A 20,192-nucleotide genomic window follows, 5' to 3' on the forward strand; every position below is an offset into this window, starting at 1 on the left:
CAAAAAATTTAGATAAATAAATGGAAATAGAAATTTCCTCATCCATACATCTGATGTATGTGAGTGAAATACAGCAGGAAATGTACGATTCTGCACAGCGAAGAGGGACGGGTATTGCGAAACGTTCCATAGAATACTTAAGTAAAAAGATTTCAGAAGGGAATGCTGTGGTAGCTACTGAAAATGGAGAGTGGGTAGGTTTCTGCTATATAGAGACTTGGTCACATGGTCAATTTGTGGCTAACTCCGGATTAATCGTTTCGCCAAAATTCAGGGAAAGAGGAGCTGCTACTTTAATCAAAAATAGAGTTTTCCAATTATCCAGAGATAAATATCCGACTGCAAAAGTTTTTGGATTGACAACAGGTCTCGCCGTAATGAAAATCAACAGTGATTTAGGTTACAAACCTGTAATTTATTCTGAATTAACACAAGATGAAGAATTCTGGAACGGTTGTAAAAACTGTGTGAATTATGAAATTTTAATGAAAAAAGAACGTAAAAACTGCCTTTGTACAGCAATGCTTTTCGTTCCCGATAATAATAAAGTAAATGGTGTTGTAAGTGATCAACCCGAAAATCAATATAGAAATGAGCAAGAAAGTAATCTTAGCGTTTAGCGGAGGTCTCGATACCTCTTACTGTGCTAAATATTTGAGTGAAACACTTGGATATGAGGTGTATGCAGTCACTGTAAATACCGGAGGTTTTTCTAAAGAAGAGGAAAAAGAACTGGAGAAAAATGCCTTTAATCTTGGGGTAAAAGAATACAGGTGTGTTGATGCTCAGGAAGATTATTATGATTCTTGTGTAAAGTATTTGATCTTTGGTAATGTGTTGAAAAACAATACGTATCCATTGTCTGTAAGTGCTGAACGTACGATTCAGGCACAGGAAATTGCAAAATTTGCGATTGAAATCGGGGCTGATGCTATTGCTCACGGAAGTACAGGTGCTGGAAATGACCAAGTTCGTTTTGACTTGATTTTTCAGGTAATGTGTCCGAATGTAGAAATTATTACGCCAATTCGTGATATGTCTTTATCTCGTGAAGAAGAAATTGAATTTTTGAAAAGTCACGGCTACGAAAAAGAGTTCCAAAAAGCACAATATTCTGTAAATAAAGGACTTTGGGGAACTTCAGTTGGTGGAAAAGAAACTTTGACATCAAGAAATTACCTTCCCGAAGAAGCTTTTCCTTCTCAAATTAAAGAAACTCAGCCTGCAGAATTGGAAATTGAGTTTAAAAATGGTGAAGTTGTAGCGGTAAACGGTGAAAATTTTGAACACTCGGTTTACGCCATTCAAAAAATTGAAGAGTTGGCTTCGGCTTACGGAATTGGTCGTGATATTCACGTTGGAGATACAATTGTTGGAATCAAAGGAAGAGTGGGTTTCGAGGCGGCAGCGGCTTCAGTAATTATCAAAGCGCATCATTTGTTGGAAAAACATACACTTTCCAAATATCAGCAGATGATGAAGTCTCAATTGTCCGACTGGTACGGAAACTGGCTTCACGAAGCACTTTTCTTGGATCCTGTAATGAGAAATATCGAGTCTTTCTTGGTTGATTCTCAAAAAACAGTCAGTGGAAAAGTTTTTGTAACCCTTCATCCTTATCGATTTATTTTGAATGGAATTGAGTCTCAACATGATTTAATGTCTGATAAATTCGGAAGCTATGGCGAAGCAAACAGAGCATGGACGGGCGAAGATGTGAAAGGTTACACGAAAATTGTAAGCAATTCTTTAAATATATATCATCAGATTAATTCTGGATTTTAACCCAGAACCCGAAGGGTTCAACAATAATAGCCGTAGGTGAAACCTATGGTAAAAATAAAAATGATTGAAATTAATAAAACAGTAGGAATCATCGGAGCCAACGGTTACACGGGAAGCGAACTGGTTCGTCTGCTGGCTTATCATCCTCATGTGTCTTTGAGTTTTTTATATAGTCGTTCGAATTCGGGCACAAAAATTTCAGATTTGTACCCGGATTTAGCGACAGTTTGTGAGATGGTTTTAACGGATAAACCTGAAGAAGTTGATATTTTATTTTTATGTCTTCCTCACAAAGAAAGTCAGAATTGGCTGACTCAAAATCCTGTAAAAGATTCAACGTTGGTGATCGATTTAGGAAATGATTTTCGTTTAGATGGAAATTTAGGAAACAGAAATTTTATCTACGGACTACCTGAAATCAACAAGAAACAACTTTCAGGAGCGAAAAGTATTGCCAATCCGGGATGTTTTGCAACGGCAATTCAACTGGCTTTGCTTCCATTAGCTCAAAAAGGTTTGCTGTATGAAGTGTACACAACGGGAATTACAGGTTCTACAGGAGCGGGTCAGTCTTTGCAGGCAACGACTCATTTCACTTGGAGAAATGATAATATTTCAGCCTATAAAACTTTGACCCATCAGCATGTAGATGAGATTTTACAGCAGTTAGTTTCTTTTAATACGAATGAAATCAGTATGAATTTTGTTCCATGGAGAGGAGATTTTGCGAGAGGGATTTTTACGAGTTCCACGGTGAAAACAGATTTAGAACTTTCAGATATCAATCAATTGTATCAGGATTTTTATGCAGATGCACCTTTTGTAAAGGTAAGTGAGAAAGCAATTGATTTAAAACAGGTTGTCAACACGAATCGCTGTGTGATTCATATAGAAAAGAGTGGAAATGTTGCGGTTATTCATTCAGCGATTGACAATTTGTTGAAAGGAGCTTCCGGACAGGCAGTTCAAAATATGAATATTGCGATGGGCTGGGAAGAGAATTCAGGATTAAACTTAAAACCGATTGCGTTTTAAATGTCAATTGTCAATAAGTCAATAGTGAATTTTTAAACTCAAAGTAAAAACGACATAGGAAAATGGAGCGTTAAGAAAATTGAAATTTAATCCGTTAAGAAATTCCCACTGTTTGAGTGGCGGCAAAAATGTTATTTCTAAAATGTAATAGTAGTTTCCGCCCGAGTTTTGGGAATTTTAGGATTCAATTTAAATTTTTAGCGGAAGTTTCCAAGTCTTGAATTTTTGTTTCTTTTGCTTCAAGGCAAAAGAAAATAATCAGATGAATCATTCATCAAACATCAATTATCATTTATAAAAAGACATGAATTTATTCAAAGTATATCCATTATTTAATATAAATCCAATAAAAGCTCAGGGATCATTTCTTTGGGACGATAAAGGAGAAAAATATCTTGATTTTTACGGAGGTCACGCTGTGATTTCTATCGGGCACAACCATCCGCATTATCAAGCACAATTAAAAAACCAGTTAGATAAAATATCTTTCTATTCAAACTCAGTTCAGAACGAATTACAGACTGAATTGGCTGAAAAATTAGGAAAACTTTCAGGTTTGGAAGATTATAATTTATTTCTGTGTAATTCAGGAGCTGAAGCGAATGAAAATGCTTTAAAACTGGCATCTTTTCATAACGGAAAAAACAAGGTTCTTTATTTCTCAGGCTCGTTCCATGGAAGAACTTCGGCGGCAGTTTCTGTGACAGATAATCCAAAAATCGTAGCTCCGGTAAATTACGATGAAAGATTTATTAAATCTGAATGGAACAATATAGAACAACTTGAAGAGGTTTTCGAAAAACTAGGAAGCGAAATTTCATCCGTTATTATTGAAGGGATTCAGGGAGTTGGAGGAATTATGATTCCAACGGTTGAATTTTTAACTAAAATCAAAGAATTGTGCGAAAAACATGATGCTGTTTTGATTTTGGATGAAGTTCAGTCAGGATACGGAAGAAGCGGCTATTTCTTTGCACATCAGGAATTCGGAATTGAAGCTGATATTATCACAACCGCAAAAGGAATGGGAAATGGTTTCCCGATCGGTGGCGTTTTGATTCATCCGAAATTTCAGGCAAGCAATGGTTTGTTGGGAACAACTTTCGGAGGAAATCACTTGGCTTGTGTTGCGGCGATTGCCGTTCTGGACGTAATGAAAGATGAAAATCTCATCGAAAATGCTCAGGAAATGGGCGCTTATATTGGAAACGAAATTAAAGATTTTCCACATATTAAAACGATCCGAAGGAAAGGGTTGATGATTGGGATTGAACTCGACAGGGATTGCTCGGAAGTGAGGAACAGCCTGTTGCACAATCATCATATTTTCACTGGAAATTCTAATGATAAGGCTGTGTTGAGGATCCTTCCGGCGCTTAACATTAAAAAAGAAGAAACTGATTTGTTCATCAGTGCTTTAAAAACTGTTTTAGAAAATCTTTAAATTTTAATTAACCACAAAAGTCACAAAAGTTTTTAATATTATAATTAAAGAAAATGTAAATCTGTGATAAGAGCAAAAAGAACCGCTGGTAATCAGATATTTTAGCTTATGTGAACTTATATTTTCAAAGTATTAAACTTTAAAATAGGTAATAATCTTTTGTGACTTTTGTGGTAAAAAATCAATTTAAAATGAAAAAATTCACCTCTGTAAGTGATGTTGAAAACTTACAGGATATTATAAAAAAAGCTTTACAAATTAAAGAAAATCCTCTTTCGGAAACCGAGAAAGGAAAAGGAAAAACCATCGGACTTGTATTTTTAAATTCAAGCTTGAGAACTCGTTTAAGCAGTCAAATTGCGGCGCAAAATTTAGGCTTAAATGTTTTAACATTAAATGCCGCTCAGGAAGCATGGAACTTAGAATTTGCGGACGGGGCGGTGATGAACGGCGACACCGTTGAGCATATCAAAGATGCGATTGAAGTCTTAAATCAATATTGTGACATCATTGCAGTTCGTTGTTTTGCAGGAATGAAAAGCAAGGAAGATGATGTAAACGAAAGCATTTTAAGCCAGTTCGAGCAACATGCAAAAGTTCCGGTTATTTCATTGGAATCCGCTACTCGTCACCCTTTACAAAGTTTGGCAGATTGCATTACTATCACTGAAAACTGGAAAGAAGAGTGTAAACCGAAAGTCGTTTTAACTTGGGCGCCTCACATTAAACCAATCGCTCATGCCGTAGGAAATTCTTTCGCAGAATGGATGCAGGAAATGGATGTTGAGTTGGTAATCGCCAATCCTGAAGGTTATGATTTGGATAAAAACTTCACCAAAGATGTTAAAGTGATTCACAACCAGGACGAAGCATTAAAAGATGCCGATTTTATCTATGTTAAAAACTGGTCTTCTTTTGATGATTATGCCGCAATGCCAGAAGTAAAAGAAAGTTGGATGTTGACGAACGAAAAACTGGAAAATACCAACCAGGCAAAAGTAATGCACTGTCTTCCGGTTCGTCGAAATGTAGAGTTGAGTGATGAGGTGATGGATGGTGAAAATTCTATCATCTACCAACAGGCAAAAAACCGAATTTTCTCGGCTCAGGCAGTTTTCTCTGAAATCTTGGACGAATTGAATTCATAACAAATTATTGGAGTCCTGAAAGGACGACTTAAATCAGGATAGGATGTAATCCTATCTAAAAATGTATAAAAATGAAAGAAAAATTATACATCATAAAAATTGGCGGAGCATTAATTGATGATGAGGAATTATTAGAACAATTTTTGGAGCAGTTTGCCGAAATTCAGGAAAAGAAAATCCTTGTTCATGGCGGCGGAAAACTGGCAACGACTTTAGCTGATAAATTAGGAATTGAGCAGAAGCTGGTGAATGGACGAAGAATCACCGATAAAGATACTTTGGATATTGTGGCGATGGTGTATGCGGGAGGCATCAACAAAAATATTGTCGCAAAACTTCAGCATAAAAAATGCAAAGCAATGGGGTTTTCGGGTGCGGACGCGAATTTAATTAAAGCCAAAAAAAGAGAACACGCTGAAATAGATTTCGGATTTGTAGGCGATATTACCGAAAAAAGTATCAATAAAAAATTAATTTCAAAATTGCTTAAACTGGAATTGGTTCCTGTGTTTTCAGCAATTACTCACGATAAAAAAGGACATCTTTTCAACACCAATGCAGATACGATTGCTTCGGTTATTGCTCAATCTTTATCAGTAAAATATGATGTTGAATTGTTATATTGTTTCGATAAAGAAGGCGTTTTGGAAGATGTAAACAATCCGGAATCTGTTATAAAAAATATTTCTGAAGAAGAATTTTCAACTTTAAAAGAAGAAGGGAAATTGCATAAAGGAATTTTACCCAAGTTGGAAAACGCTTTGGGAGCTGTAAAAAATAATGTAAATAAGGTATTCTTAATTAAAGAAACCGAACTGAAAAACCATATAGAAAATCATCATGCAGGAACTGAAATCTGTTTATAGTAAAGAAGAATTACTGAATAATGCAGTAGAATTGTTGAAAAAACTGATTGAAATTCCGTCATTCAGCAAAGATGAATTTAATACGTCTGTGGAAATTGAAAATTTTTTCAAAAAACATCAGATTCCGACAAAACGTTTTAAAAATAACATCTGGGCAGTGAATAAAAATTTTGATGTTTTCAAGCCGTCAATTTTGCTGAATACGCATCACGATACCGTAAAACCGAATAAGGCTTACACGTTGGATCCGTTTTTACCAATCGAAAAAGACGGAAAATTATTCGGATTGGGAAGTAATGATGCAGGTGCTTCTTTGGTTTCAATGGCGCAGGTTTTTTTGCATTTTTTTGATAAAGAAGATTTAAAATATAATTTAGTTATTGCTTTGACGGCCGAGGAGGAGATTTCAGGGTTTGATGGGATCGAAGCTTTATTTCCGCAGCTTCCGAATGTGGAGCTCGCCATTGTAGGAGAGCCAACGCAGATGAATCTGGCGATCGCGGAAAAAGGACTTTTGGTTATTGATGGGGAAATGAAAGGTACTCCTTCTCACGCCGCTCATCCGAATAACGATAACTCGATTGTGAAATGTATGGAAGATCTTCAGAATATTCTGAGCTTCAAATTTCCAAAAGTTTCGGATTATTTGGGTGAGGTAAAGGTAACATTGTCAGGGATTCACGCTGGAGTTCAGCATAACGTCGTTCCGGAATCTTGTGCTTTTACTTTAGATGTGAGGGTTACGGATGAATATTCTAATAAAGAAGCATTTGAAATCATCCAATCACAGATGAAATCAACTTTAACAGCAAGATCCTTCAGATTAAATTCTTCAAAAATTGAAATGGATCACCCGTTTGTTCAAGCCGGTTTAGAAATCGGAAGGACAACTTACGGTTCGCCCACTTCATCTGATCAGGCGATTATTCCTTGTACTTCTGTAAAGCTCGGACCAGGCGACAGTAGGCGTTCTCACACAGCGGATGAGTTTATTTATATAGATGAAATAAAAGAAGGAATTGAAATTTATAGTCAAATCCTTGAAAAAGTTTTATAAAAATGATTTAGGAAAATGTAGCGTTAAGAAAAATAATTTTATGAACGTTAAGAAAATCCCATTGTTTGAGTGCGACACAAATAGTGGATCAAAGAACCAATCTTCAATTCGCACGAGTTTTGGGATTTTTAGAGAATAAAAATGTTTTTTAGCGAAAGTTTCCAAATCTTGAAATAACATTCGCCGACTTTACGGAGGCAATTTTTGTTTCTTTTGTTTGACTACGTCGAATCTTCGATTTCAAGACAAAAGAAAAATATAATAAAAAAAAGTTTTTTATTCAAGTGGATTGAAGAATCTTTTTTGATAATATTAAATGGATTTCTCGTTCGTCGGAATGAGAAGATGAATAAAATAAAGAATGAAGATAAAGCGGTTGGTAGTCAACTTCCAGCATCAGGCTCCCATCTTCTAACTCAAATATGTTTTGACCTTACTCAGCAGGCGATGAAGTTTGAATATTTTTAATAAAGATGTATGCAAAAATTAAAATTAAAAATGAAAGGCTTTACCATGTGGAAATGTTTATTGCTTGTACAAAATAATAAGGGCGTCCTGCTGAGTTTTCAAAACAGACTAAATTTTTAAAGAAAAAAATATGAAAAAGATATGGCAGAAGGATGACCTTGCCGCCAATATATTAGTGAATACATTTACAGTCGGGAAGGATCTTGACTTTGATGAGCGTTTGGCAAAATATGATGTTAAAGGCTCAATGGCTCACTGTAAAATGTTAGCAGAAGTTGGAATTATTTCCAACGAAGAATCAAAGGAGATGTTATCTGTTTTAGCGGAAATTTTAGAAGATATCGAAAACGGAACTTTTGAAATTGATAAAAGTGCGGAAGATATTCACTCTCAGGTCGAATCTATTTTAATTGAAAAACTAGGTGATACCGGAAAGAAAATTCACACGGCGCGTTCAAGAAACGACCAGGTTTTATTAGATATTAAACTGTATTTGGTTGATGAAATTCGTGAAATCACCGCTTTAACGGACGAATTTTTTCAAATATTAATCAAATTGGCAGACCAGCATAAAAACGTTTTGCTTCCTGGATATACACATTTACAGATTGCGATGCCTTCTTCATTTGGATTGTGGTTTGGAGCATATGCAGAAGCTTTGTTGGATGATGTTGAAATGCTTTTTTCGGTAAAAAATATCATCAATAAAAATCCATTGGGCTCGGCGGCGGGTTATGGCTCGTCTTTCTCGATTGATCGTGAGAGTACGACGTATAATTTAGGCTTTCAGTCGATGAATTATAATTCCGTTTATGCTCAAATGACTCGTGGAAAATCGGAGAAAATGTTGTCGATGGCCATGGCAACTTTGGCGGGAACGTTGGGCAAGTTTTCTTATGATGTTTGCCTGTATTTAAGTCAGAATTTTGATTTTATAAGCTTTCCTAAAGAGTTTACAACGGGAAGCAGCATTATGCCTCACAAGAAAAATCCAGATATTTTCGAGTTGGTTCGTGCACGTTGCAACAGAATTCAGTCGTTGCCGAATGAGTTTATTTTGTTGACAAATAATCTTCCTTCAGGTTATCATAGAGATATGCAGTTGACGAAGGAAATTCTTTTCCCGGCAATCGATTCATTAAAGGAATGTCTGGAAATTTTAAACTATACCTTACCAAACATTGAGGTAAAAGACGGGATTCTCGAAGACGAAAAGTATAAATATCTTTTCAGCGTTGAGAAAATAAATGAAGAAGTAAAAAACGGGAGTTCATTCCGTGATGCCTATGTAAAAGTAGGGCAGGAGATTGAAAATAATGAGTTTGATTTTGAAATCGGAAATCTTAATCACACCCATCAGGGAAGTATAGGAAATCTTTGTCTGGATAAAATAGAATATCAGTTTAATAAACTGAAAAATAAATTATTGGGTTGATAGTTTGAGTTAAGCCATTAAGGTAATTTAAGGGATTAAGAATAGTTAAGATTCGCAAGCGAATAATGAAGCAATGCTTAAAAAATTGTTAGATTTTCTTAATTAAACTTAACTCCTTAAATAAAATCTTAATGGTTCAATTTTAAATATTTAGCCTAAATCAATCTTAAACTTAGTAGACTTTTTCACCTCATGAAGCACAATAGAACTGTGATACTGCCCAATACTCGGAATATTTGAAATGACATTTACAGTAAAGTCATTATAAGAATTAATGTCTTTGGCGATAATTTTCAGCATATAATCATATTCTCCGGATAGACTGATGATTTCCTGAACTTCATCGTGTTGCATGATGTTTTTCTCGAAAGTTTCCAGAACTTTTTTAGACTGTTCTTTCAGGCGGACGTTACAGTAAACGACAATATTTAAACCCAGCTTCTCACGGTTGAGAAGTCCAACATATTTCTCTATAATTCCCTGTTTTTCCAACTGTTTGATGCGTTCATACGTTGGGGTAAAGGTCAAGCCAATTTTCTCTGAAATTTCTTTCACCGAGAAAGTAGAATCTTCCTGAATTATGCTGAGAATCATCCTGTCTTTTGCGTCCATAAACTGTATTTGAATTCTAACAAAAATATTAAGAATAAATGAGAATAACCAGCGATTGAAGTTTTTTAATTTTTTTAAATTTTCGCTTTGTCATGTTACCCAAATGTTATATCTTTGCACCTAATGAATAACACAGTATTTATATCATTAGAATTACCGGGCGTAGACGCCCTTTACGATATTTATTTATTTTAAGCGAAGATATTTTCTTCGCTTTTTTTATGTTCAAAAATTAAGATATTATGTTTACGATTACCGAACTAAGTACAGAGAAAATCAACAAGATACTGACGGAAGCTTTGGCTTTTGCCAACGGAAAAACTGCCAAAATTGAAGGCGAAGTTTTCTGTTCAAATCTGTTTTTTGAAGACAGCACAAGAACCAAAACAAGCTTCGATGTTGCCGAAAGAAAACTGGGTTTGCAGGTCGTTCCGTTTGATGCATCCAACAGTTCTGTCAATAAAGGTGAAAGTTTATATGATACCGTAAAAACGATTGAAAGCATAGGTGTAAATCTTGTCGTAATCAGAGATAAGAAAGACCGGTATTTTGATGATTTAAAAAATATTACCATTCCGGTGATCAACGGTGGCGACGGAACAGGAAATCATCCTTCACAATGTATGCTCGATTTGCTTACGATCTATCAGGAATTCGGAACATTTGAAGGTTTAAAAATCGGAATCGTAGGAGATGTAAAACACAGCCGTGTCGCCAACTCAAACGCTGAAGCATTAAGAAGATTGGGCGCAAAAGTATACTTTTCAGGACCTGAACAGTGGTTTGATGAAGGAGCTTTGATTAACGGTACATATCTTTCTGTAGATGAGATGATTCACGATGTGGATGTTTTAATGTTATTGAGAATCCAGCACGAAAGACACAATTCAAAAATGAGTTTCTCAGCTTCAGAATATCACAGAAAATATGGTTTGACGAAAGCAAGAGAAAAAACCATGAAAAAAGAAGCAATCATCATGCATCCTGCACCCATCAACAGAGGAGTAGAAATTGACACCGATTTGGTAGAATGTGAACGCTCAAGAATCTTTAAGCAAATGCAGAACGGTGTTTTCGCTAGAATGGCGATTCTGAAAAATGCTTTGGATGAGAAAGGGTTTTCATTTAAGTAAAAAGGTAAAAGTAAAAAGAGCCATGTTAAGAGTTATTCATATTTCAATTAACAAGGCTTAAGTTATATAAAGCACTCACAAAATTCCCCTCCTTTGGAGGGGTGGCAAAAATTCAAAGAATTTTTGACGGGGTGGTTAAAAAAAGGTCATCAAAAGAAGATGATTTAAAAAAAGTAAAAATAGAAATAAAGATAAAAGTTAAAATGAAGAAAAAATTAATACTGGAGTCCGGTGAAGTATTTCATGGAGAAGGTTTCGGAGCAGATTTGGAAACAGCAGGAGAGGTGGTTTTCAATACCGGAATGACGGGATATCAGGAATTGATTTCTGACCCATCGTACTGCGGTCAGATTGTTTGCATGACGTATCCGCTGATCGGAAATTACGGGATCAACCGTGATGACTACGAAAGCATCGAGCCTGCAATCAAAGGTCTTATTGTAAAGGAAATTTGCGATTTACCTTCCAATTTCAGAACACAGATTACATTACAGGAACTGTTTAAAAAGAAAAATATTTCGGGAATTTCAGGAATTGACACCAGAAGACTGACAAGAATTCTTCGTAATTCAGGAGTGGTAAAAGGAAAAATCGTGAATGCAGATGCAGACGAAAATACAACAGTTGAAGAATTAAAATCTACAACTTTCCCAACCAATCAGGTAGAGCAGGTTTCAACAAAAACTTCTTACGCCAATCCGGGAAGAGGACTTAAAGTAGTACTTGTTGATTTTGGGTCTAAATTAGGAATAATCAGAGAATTATCTCAAAGAAATTGCGATATTATTGTAGTTTCGCAAGATACAACAGCGGAAGAAATTCTGTTAATGGATCCGGATGGAATCATGTTATCCAACGGTCCCGGAGATCCTGAAGACAACCAACACGCTTTAGACATGATCCGCGGATTATTAGGAAAAGTTCCAATTTTCGGGATTTGCCTTGGACATCAGTTGATTGGCTTGGCTTGCGGAGCAAAAACCTTTAAATTAAAGTTCGGTCACAGAGGCGGAAACCACCCTGTTTTGGATTTGGAAAAAAATAAAGTAGCGATCACTTCTCAAAATCACGGTTACGCAGTTGATCAGGAGAGTCTTAAAGGAACAGATTTAATAGAAACCCATATCGCATTGAATGACAGGACAAATGAAGGTTTGAAACATAAAATTCATCCTTGCTTCTCAGTTCAGTATCACCCTGAAGCGAGCCCGGGTCCAGAGGATGCGAATTATTTGTTTGATGATTTCATCACGTTGATGGAGGATTTTAAAAATAAATAATTGTTAGGTAAAAATTACATTAATAAAAATATGGAAAGACCTTTCATTTGGCAAATGGTTAAAGAAGCTGTAGAAAATCTCGGTGGAAAAGCTACATATCCCGAAATTAAAAATTACATTCATAGTAAATGGGAAAATGTAAATGAAAGAACGATCAATGCTCAAATTATTGTAATGAGCGTAAATCAGCCTTCAAGATATCATTATCCTGAAAATAAAAAACCAAGAATTTCCAATTCTCAATATGATGTTTTGTATTCAGTTGGAAGGGGCGAGGTTGTCCTATATAAACCAGAGGAACATGGTCTTTGGGAAATTTATGAAAATGAATTCGGTGGATTAGGTATAAGACAAGTGAATAATGAGGAAGTTATAGATGAGATTGAAGAAGAAGTTATTGAAAATTCAAACTTTTTATTTCCAATTGAAGCAAATCTCAGAGATTTTTTAATTAAAAACTTAGATACTTTCAAAGGTTCAAAACTCAAATTATTTGAAGATGAAAATGGAAGAGATGGAAAAGAATATCCCGCTGGAACGGTAGGAAATATTGATATTTTAACTAATGATGAAAATGGAAATTTTGTAGTTTTTGAATTGAAATTATCTAAGGGAGCAGATAGAGCAATTGGACAATTATTAAGATATATGGGTTGGGTTAAAGTTAATCTAGCTAAAGGTAAAAAAGTGAAAGGTGTTCTTGTTGCTAATAAAATGGATGAAAAAATCAAATATGCAATTCTTTCAACAACAGATATTTCTTTGTTTGAATATGAAATGAAATTTGAATTGAAAAAGTCCGAATTTGAATATTAATAAAAAGAAAAATGAAAAGAAACGACATAAAAACAATTTTAGTAATCGGTTCCGGCCCAATTATCATCGGTCAGGCGGCGGAATTTGATTACGCAGGAACGCAGGCCTGTCTTTCCCTGAGAGAAGAAGGTTACAAGGTGATTTTGATCAACTCAAACCCTGCAACGATTATGACGGATGTTGAAATCGCTGACAAGGTTTACATCGAGCCGATTTCACTTCAGTTTGTAAGTCACATCATTAGAAAGGAGCGTCCGGATGCTCTTTTACCGACACTTGGCGGACAAACAGGTCTGAACATGGCGGTGGAACTTGAAAAATCAGGGATTCTTGAAGAGTGCAAGGTGGAAGTTTTGGGAACTACACTTTCTGCGATCAACAGAGCGGAAGACAGAGATTTGTTCCGTGAACTGATGAGAGAATTAAACGAACCTGTTCCTGAATCTGACATCGTGAATACGGTAGAAGGAGCAATTAATTTTGCTAATGAGATCGGATATCCTGTAATCGTTCGTCCAGCCTTCACCATGGGAGGAACCGGTGGTGGAATCGCTGCTACAGAAGCTGAATTAAAGGAAATCGCAGAATTAGGTCTGAAATACAGTCCGGTTACCCAGTGTTTGATTGAAAGATCAATCGCAGGTTTCAAGGAAATTGAATACGAAGTAATGCGTGATGCAAACGACAACGCGATTGTGGTTTGTAATATGGAAAATATAGATCCGGTGGGAGTTCACACAGGTGACTCAATCGTTGTGGCACCTTCTCAGACGCTTTCAGACAGAGAGTATCAGTTGCTGAGAAACGCTTCACTGAAAATCATCAGAGCCTTAGGAATCGAAGGTGGATGTAACGTGCAGTTGGCTTTAGACCCACATTCATTCGATTACTACATCATCGAGGTAAATCCAAGAGTTTCCCGTTCATCGGCTTTGGCATCAAAAGCAACAGGTTATCCGATTGCTAAAATCGCTGCTAAAATCGCTGTCGGATTGACTTTAGATGAAATCATGAATCCGGTTACAGGAAAAACTTACGCTTGCTTCGAGCCGGCTTTGGATTATGTGGTTACTAAATTCCCAAGATTCCCTTTCGACAAATTTGAGACTGCGGACAGAAGATTGTCAACTCAAATGAAAGCTACCGGAGAAGTAATGGCGATCGGAAGAAATTTTGAAGAGTCTTTACAGAAAGCAGTTCGTTCTTTGGAAACTGGTTTGAGACATTTAGGTTTAAAAACAAAACAGGCTGCAGCTTTAACAGACGAAGATATCGAAAGAAGAATCAGAGTTTGTGATGACGAAAGACTGTTTATCATCTGTGACGCCTTGAGAAGAGGTTACGATTGGGAACAAATCGTAGAATGGAGTAAAATCGACAAATTCTTCATCTGGAAATTAAAGAAATTAGTTGATTTCGAAAAGACAATTGCAGCTAACAGATTCGACAAAGAAATTTTAATTCAATCTAAAAAATTAGGTTTCTCAGATCAGAATATCGCTCATTTATGGGAATCTACTCAGAGAGAAGTTTATAATTTCAGAAAAGAAAACGGAATTGTGCCTGTTTATAAGATGGTAGACACCTGTGCTGCTGAATTTGAATCTGAAACTCCTTATTTTTACGGAACTTACGAAGAGGAAAACGAATCTGTAGTTACAGATAAAGAAAAAATCATCGTTTTAGGTTCTGGTCCGATCAGAATCGGGCAGGGAGTTGAGTTCGATTACGCAACGGTTCACTCGGTTTGGGCGATCAAAGAAATGGGTTACGAAGCGATAATCATCAACAATAATCCTGAAACGGTTTCTACAGACTTCTCGATTTCAGATAAATTATACTTCGAGCCTTTGACGGAAGAAGATGTGATGAGCATCATCGACCTTGAAAAACCAAAAGGTGTTGTGGTACAGTTCGGTGGACAGACAGCAATTAATTTAGCCGATAAATTAGCAGCTTATGGAGTTCAGATTTTAGGAACTTCACTGGAAGATTTGGATAGAGCTGAAAATAGAGATAAGTTTGAAAAAGCCCTTCAGGAAATGGGAATTCCACAACCTTTAGGAAAAACTTCAACTTCAAAAGAAGAAGCGATTGTGATTGCAAACGAGATCGGTTATCCGGTTTTGGTTCGTCCAAGCTACGTTTTGGGAGGTAGAGCGATGGAAATTGTGTACACAGAAGCAGAATTGGCGCACTACATGGAGTTTGCGGTAGACGCAAGTCCGGATCAGCCGGTTTTGGTTGACCGTTACATTACGGGAAGAGAAGTGGAAGTCGATGCAATTTGCGATGGCGAGACGGTAATCATTCCTGGAATTATGGAACACATCGAAAGAGCAGGAGTTCACTCCGGTGACTCGATTGCAGTTTATCCGCCACAGAATGTTTCTCAGGCAGAAATCGATACTTTGGTTGATTATACTCAAAGACTGGCTAAAGGACTGAATGTGATCGGTTTAATGAATATTCAGTATGTTCTTTTTGAAGGTAATGTGTATGTAATCGAGGTGAATCCTCGTTCATCGAGAACAGTTCCTTTCTTGTCTAAAATTACCGATGTTCCGATGGCAAATTTGGCTACGAAAGCGATTTTAGGTCAGAAACTGAAAGATTTAGGCTATAAAAACGGATTGGTACCGAATAAAGAAGGCGTTTTCGTAAAAGTTCCAGTGTTCTCTTTCTCAAAATTAACGAAAGTTGACATCTCTTTAGGCCCAGAAATGAAGTCTACAGGAGAGGTTATGGGGAAAGACACGACTTTGGAAAAAGCACTCTACAAAGGATTGGTTGCAGCCGGAAGAAAAGTTCCGATGCACGGTTCAATCCTGTTTACGGTAGCTGATAAACACAAACAGGAAGCCGCTGATCTGGCTTCAAGATTCCACGAAGTTGGTTTCAGAATCTGGGCAACGGAAGGAACGGCAAAATTCTTCGAAGAAAAAGGTATTCCATGCAAAATCGGATACAAAATCGGCGAAGAAGATGTCAACCTGATCGATTTAATTCAAAAAGGAAAAGTTCAGTACGTTGTCAATACCATGACCAAAGGAAAACAGTCTGAAAGAGACGGTTTCCAGATCAGAAGAATGAGTGTTGAAAACGGTGTACCCTGTTTAACATCAATGGATACAGTTGAAGCGATCCTGAAAGTGATTGAAAGTATGAGCTTTAAGATGGAGACGATGTAGTTTTAGCACGTTTCGACTTTCATAAATTAAACCTAACAGCTTTTTTAAACTGTTAGGTTTTTTTATTAAATTTGTAATGTAAATCTTTCAATATCACAACAATAACGATTAAAATTAACGAACGTATCAAAGCAGGTAAGACTTTGAGAAATTTGATTGACATTTTTTCTAAAGAGAAGAATGGAGTTGAAATAATTTCGGAAAAAGACAATTATAGCGAAGAGTTTGTTGAAAAGATTTTAAATTCTCATAAAAATGATAAGCGTGTAATCATTGAAACTGATAAGCTGTGGGAAAGTATCTGATAAAATATACTGAAACAGCAATTAAAGATTTACAGAAACACAAAAAATCAGGAGATAAAGCTACACTGAACAGAATTTCAAAAATTATATCGGAATTGGAAGAGCATCCGTACATTGGAATCGGTCAACCTGAACAATTAAAATATAAGCTTTCAGGTTTTTGGTTCCGAAGAATTAATCAAAAAGACAGAATGATCTACACTGTCGAGGAAAATACTGTAATAGTTGAAATTATTTCTGCAATGGGACATTACGAAGATAAGTGATTTTAATTCATTGATAGAAAATAGAACCATACTTATAGTTATTGCAGCAGTAGCTTTACGATAATGACGATGTAGTTCTAAAATAAAATAAAAGAAAGCAGGAGAAAAATCTTCCGCTTTTTTTATCAATATTTTTCGGGATTTTGCGTGGTGAGAAATTTCTGAAAATTTTACCCCAAACCCCTATCCAAATGCACATAACCACCATCCACATGAATCAATTGCCCTGTCGTATGCGAAGACTTTTCCGATAAAAGAAACGCCGCCATATTCGCAATTTCTACCGAAGTCGTCATCCGTTTTTCCAAAGGGATTTTTGAAGTAATGCTTTTCAGTTTGTCTTCAGGATTTTCAAAAGTAGAAATCCACGATTGGTAGAGTGGAGTCCAGGCTTCTGCAACAATAATCGCATTCACACGAATGCTATATGGCAAAAGTTCAACCGCCCATTCTCTTGTTAAGGCATTTCTTGCACCGTTTGCTGCGGCATAACCTGAAGTTCCGCCTTGTCCGGTTTCAGCAGTTTTACTGCCAATATTTAAAATAGAACCTTTACTTTCTTTTAAGTAGGGAAGTGCATGATGTACCAAAAGATAATAATGCACCACATTTTTATGGTACGAAGCCATAAATCCTTCATACGAACCGTTTTCCAAACCAACTCCGTCATTGACTCCCGCGTTATTAACAATTCCATCAATTTTACCGTATTTTTTTACGACTTCATCAATTGCTTTTTTGCATTCATCAGGTTGGGAAAGTTCGGCAGTTACAAAATCTGCTTTTTCACCATTATCAATGATTTCCTGAATAGCTTTTTTGTTGTCGTTTTCATTTCTACCAATGATTATTGGAATTGCTTTTTCTTCTGCTAGAATTTTTGCAATACCATTTCCGATGCCTTTTGCACCGCCGCTTATGATGATTATTTTATTTTCTAAACCTAAGTTCATGATTTGATTATATTTGTTTTTAATGCAAAGTGCGCAAAGATTTTTTTAAATACTAATTGTTTTTAAGCTCGCAAAGGCGTTTCACTTAACTAAGATCACAAAGTTTTTTAATTTAAATCTAATGTGATTTATGTGTAAAAAATTATAAATTGTAAAATTTCACCGCATTTCCAAAGAAAAAAAGTTCCTGTTCTTCCTTTGAAAATTGATTGACATATTTTGAAACTAACTCCAACCACATCTTATAATTTCCTCCTAATAACATCACAGGCCAATCACTTCCGAAAACCAAACGTCGAATTCCAAACTGAGAAAAAACAAAATCCAAAGTTTCAAAAATTGATTTTTCATCAATATTATTCAAATTTCCTTGTGTTAAAAGTCCTGAAATTTTACAATACACATTCGGATTTTTAGCCAATTCTGATATGTTCGATTTCCTGTCTTTCAGATCATTTGTTTGTAAATCTGGTTTTCCGCAATGGTCTAAAATGAAAGGCTGATCGGGTAATTTTTCCGAAAGTTTTACCGCATCAGAAAGTTGGTGCTGTCTTAACAAAATATCAAAAGTATAATTAAACTGATGCAGTTTAGAAATTCCATTCAATATATTTTCCTGCAGTAAAAACCCCATTTCTTCACCTTCAGCAATATGTCTGAAACCTTTAATTAATTTTTCAGGTTGATAATTTTGAAGCGATTCTTCCAACTTTTCGGAAGTCAGATCAATCCAACCCACAATTCCTTTGATAAAAGGATTTTCTTTAGCCAAATTCAACAAAAAGAAAGTTTCCTCATCACTTTGATCAGCCTGAACTGCAATACAACCTTCAACCTGATTTTCATTTAAATAAAACGAAAAATCTTCTGGTAAAAAATCTCTCCGAATTGCAGTCATTTCATTCGTAATCCAGGCATCACGAATCGGATCAAATTTCCAAAAATGCATGTGAGAATCAATAATCATTATTTAATTAATTTTTGTTGAATATATTTACCGCAAAAGCACCAAAAGATTTTCTGATGTTTTTAGAGAATCAAAAGTTAACAAAATGTAACAAGTTATTTAACAATCATTTTGTTAACTTTTGAACTTCTATTTTCTCAATCCTTATCTTTTAAATCTTTTGTGGTTAAAAAATTACAGTGAAAATATTTTATCCATCAACTGCCACTTTTCTTCCGCCTTAGAATTGGGTAATTGTTGCTGAAATTTCCACATCAATTCTTCCCATTCCTGAACTTTAGGATTGCTTTTATCTGCCTCATTTTTAGCTTCAAAAGAGAAATTTTCATCCGCCTCAATTATCATCATTAATCGATTTTGAACACGATAGATTTCCATGTTTGTAATATCCGAATCCAAAATACTTTGCTTGATTTCCGGCCAGACATTTTGATGATATTTTTCGTATTCTGCGATCAATTCAGGATCATCAACGAGATCTAAAGCAAGGCAATATTTTTTCACGCTTCGTACGCTTTTACTTTTTGAGTACTGCTTCCCAAACCGTCAATTCCTAATTCAACAACATCTCCAGCTTTTAAATACCACGGCTCAGGTTTCTGTCCCAAACCAACACCAGCAGGCGTTCCCGTCGTAATCACATCTCCCGGAAGCAACGTCATAAACTGACTGATATAGCTTACCACAAAAGGAATATTGAAAATCAAATTTGAAGTATTTCCGTCCTGCAAAATTTGCCCATTAACTTTCAACCAAAGACGCAAATTATGAACATCTTCAATTTCGTCAGGAGTCGCAATAAAAGGCCCAATCGGCGCAAATGTATCACAGCTTTTTCCTTTTACCCACTGTCCGTTTCTCTCAAGCTGAAATTCTCTTTCACTGTAATCGTTGTGCAAAACATATCCTGCAACGTGATCGAGGGCATTTTCTTCGGAAACATAACTTGCTTTTTTTCCAATCACAATGGCCAACTCAACTTCCCAATCGGTTTTGGTGCTCGTTTTTGGAATGATTAAATCATCATTTGGACCCACAATCGCAGAAGTCGCCTTAAAAAACAAAATCGGTTCCTGCGGAATTGGCGCGTTGGTTTCAGCGGCATGGTCTTTATAATTCAGTCCCACACAGATGATTTTTGAAGGTCTTGCCAAAGGTGCTCCCAGTCTTTCTTCAGCAGAAATTTCGGGTAAATTATGGGTATGTATTTCAGATTTTAAATTTTCAATCGCCTCACCTGAAAAGAAATTTTCATCATAATCTCTCACAAGATGAGACACATCATATCTTTTGTCTCCGATGATGACGCCCGGTTTTTCCTGTCCCGGCTGTCCGAATTTTATTAATTTCATATTTGATTATTGTTAAATATTTGATTGCAGAATTTAATCCACTTGATTTTTTTTAGGAGCTTAATCCCGCTATCCACTG

19 protein-coding genes are annotated in these 20,192 nt (G+C 35.9%); 14 read left to right on the forward strand and 5 right to left on the reverse strand.

The genetic code is table 11. From position 1 onward, the window contains the following. Nucleotides 1-20: 20 nt before the first annotated feature. The 8 genes from OF897_RS11470 (at nucleotide 21) to argH (ending at nucleotide 9,238) form a co-directional block, all read left to right on the forward strand. The gene (locus tag OF897_RS11470; protein WP_267265820.1) at nucleotides 21-620 is read left to right on the forward strand and encodes a GNAT family N-acetyltransferase; all 600 of its coding nucleotides are present in this window, start codon (nucleotides 21-23) and stop codon (nucleotides 618-620) included. Next, the gene (locus OF897_RS11475) at nucleotides 592-1,785 is read left to right on the forward strand and encodes an argininosuccinate synthase (protein ID WP_267265821.1); all 1,194 of its coding nucleotides are present in this window, start codon (nucleotides 592-594) and stop codon (nucleotides 1,783-1,785) included. Before OF897_RS11470 ends, OF897_RS11475 begins: the two co-directional genes overlap by 29 nt. A gap of 45 nt (nucleotides 1,786-1,830) precedes the next feature. Next, nucleotides 1,831-2,820, forward strand: coding sequence for an N-acetyl-gamma-glutamyl-phosphate reductase (argC, locus tag OF897_RS11480; RefSeq protein WP_267265822.1), 990 nt, complete (start codon nucleotides 1,831-1,833; stop codon nucleotides 2,818-2,820). 304 nt (nucleotides 2,821-3,124) lie between these two features. Continuing rightward, the gene (locus OF897_RS11485) at nucleotides 3,125-4,264 is read left to right on the forward strand and encodes an aspartate aminotransferase family protein (protein WP_267265823.1); all 1,140 of its coding nucleotides are present in this window, start codon (nucleotides 3,125-3,127) and stop codon (nucleotides 4,262-4,264) included. Nucleotides 4,265-4,455: 191 nt separating this feature from the next. Next, nucleotides 4,456-5,412, forward strand: coding sequence for a Rossmann-fold NAD(P)-binding domain-containing protein (locus OF897_RS11490; protein ID WP_267265824.1), 957 nt, complete (start codon nucleotides 4,456-4,458; stop codon nucleotides 5,410-5,412). A gap of 71 nt (nucleotides 5,413-5,483) precedes the next feature. After that, nucleotides 5,484-6,278, forward strand: coding sequence for an acetylglutamate kinase (gene argB / locus OF897_RS11495; protein WP_267265825.1), 795 nt, complete (start codon nucleotides 5,484-5,486; stop codon nucleotides 6,276-6,278). Continuing rightward, nucleotides 6,253-7,335: a M20 family metallo-hydrolase gene (locus tag OF897_RS11500; RefSeq protein WP_267265826.1), complete on the forward strand. Its 1,083-nt coding sequence runs from the start codon at nucleotides 6,253-6,255 to the stop codon at nucleotides 7,333-7,335. The genes argB and OF897_RS11500 overlap by 26 nt, the downstream gene beginning before the upstream one ends. Nucleotides 7,336-7,933: 598 nt before the next feature. After that, nucleotides 7,934-9,238 carry an argininosuccinate lyase gene (argH, locus tag OF897_RS11505; protein WP_267265827.1) on the forward strand — a complete coding sequence of 435 codons (1,305 nt, stop codon included), beginning with the start codon at nucleotides 7,934-7,936 and terminating at the stop codon, nucleotides 9,236-9,238. A 150-nt stretch (nucleotides 9,239-9,388) separates the two neighbouring features. Here argH and OF897_RS11510 read toward each other — a convergent pair whose 3' ends face one another. Next, complete coding sequence (locus OF897_RS11510; protein ID WP_047442942.1) at nucleotides 9,389-9,850, reverse strand: Lrp/AsnC family transcriptional regulator; 462 nt, start codon at nucleotides 9,848-9,850, stop codon at nucleotides 9,389-9,391. Nucleotides 9,851-10,092: 242 nt separating this feature from the next. Between OF897_RS11510 and OF897_RS11515 the strand changes: the two genes are divergently transcribed. From OF897_RS11515 to OF897_RS11535, 6 genes are all read left to right on the forward strand, one after another. Then, nucleotides 10,093-10,983, forward strand: coding sequence for an aspartate carbamoyltransferase catalytic subunit (locus OF897_RS11515; protein ID WP_267265828.1), 891 nt, complete (start codon nucleotides 10,093-10,095; stop codon nucleotides 10,981-10,983). A gap of 203 nt (nucleotides 10,984-11,186) precedes the next feature. Then, nucleotides 11,187-12,263, forward strand: a complete 1,077-nt coding sequence (locus tag OF897_RS11520) for a carbamoyl phosphate synthase small subunit (RefSeq protein ID WP_267265829.1) — start codon at nucleotides 11,187-11,189, stop codon at nucleotides 12,261-12,263. 30 nt (nucleotides 12,264-12,293) lie between these two features. After that, nucleotides 12,294-13,079: an endonuclease NucS domain-containing protein gene (locus tag OF897_RS11525; protein WP_267265830.1), complete on the forward strand. Its 786-nt coding sequence runs from the start codon at nucleotides 12,294-12,296 to the stop codon at nucleotides 13,077-13,079. An 11-nt stretch (nucleotides 13,080-13,090) separates the two neighbouring features. Next, entirely contained in the window at nucleotides 13,091-16,270 is a 3,180-nt protein-coding gene (carB, locus tag OF897_RS11530) for a carbamoyl-phosphate synthase large subunit (protein ID WP_267265831.1), read from the forward strand. A gap of 152 nt (nucleotides 16,271-16,422) precedes the next feature. Further along, complete coding sequence (locus OF897_RS21685; protein ID WP_407648316.1) at nucleotides 16,423-16,575, forward strand: hypothetical protein; 153 nt, start codon at nucleotides 16,423-16,425, stop codon at nucleotides 16,573-16,575. Beyond that, nucleotides 16,560-16,841, forward strand: coding sequence for a Txe/YoeB family addiction module toxin (locus tag OF897_RS11535; RefSeq protein WP_267265832.1), 282 nt, complete (start codon nucleotides 16,560-16,562; stop codon nucleotides 16,839-16,841). Before OF897_RS21685 ends, OF897_RS11535 begins: the two co-directional genes overlap by 16 nt. 170 nt (nucleotides 16,842-17,011) lie before the next feature. Here the strand turns inward: OF897_RS11535 and OF897_RS11540 are convergent, their stop codons facing one another. The 4 genes from OF897_RS11540 to OF897_RS11555 form a co-directional block, all read right to left on the reverse strand. Next, entirely contained in the window at nucleotides 17,012-17,794 is a 783-nt protein-coding gene (locus OF897_RS11540) for an L-fucose dehydrogenase (RefSeq protein WP_267265833.1), read from the reverse strand. A 142-nt stretch (nucleotides 17,795-17,936) separates the two neighbouring features. Next, nucleotides 17,937-18,761: an amidohydrolase family protein gene (locus OF897_RS11545; RefSeq protein ID WP_267265834.1), complete on the reverse strand. Its 825-nt coding sequence runs from the start codon at nucleotides 18,759-18,761 to the stop codon at nucleotides 17,937-17,939. 174 nt (nucleotides 18,762-18,935) lie between these two features. Next, complete coding sequence (locus OF897_RS11550) at nucleotides 18,936-19,265, reverse strand: L-rhamnose mutarotase (protein WP_267265835.1); 330 nt, start codon at nucleotides 19,263-19,265, stop codon at nucleotides 18,936-18,938. After that, a complete protein-coding gene (locus OF897_RS11555; protein ID WP_267265836.1) occupies nucleotides 19,262-20,113 on the reverse strand; it encodes a fumarylacetoacetate hydrolase family protein in 852 nt (283 codons plus the stop codon). Before OF897_RS11555 ends, OF897_RS11550 begins: the two co-directional genes overlap by 4 nt. Between the last annotated feature and the right edge of the window lie 79 nt (nucleotides 20,114-20,192).

Source organism: Chryseobacterium formosum, assembly GCF_026460885.1.
Classification (GTDB): Bacteria; Bacteroidota; Bacteroidia; order Flavobacteriales; family Weeksellaceae; genus Chryseobacterium; species Chryseobacterium formosus.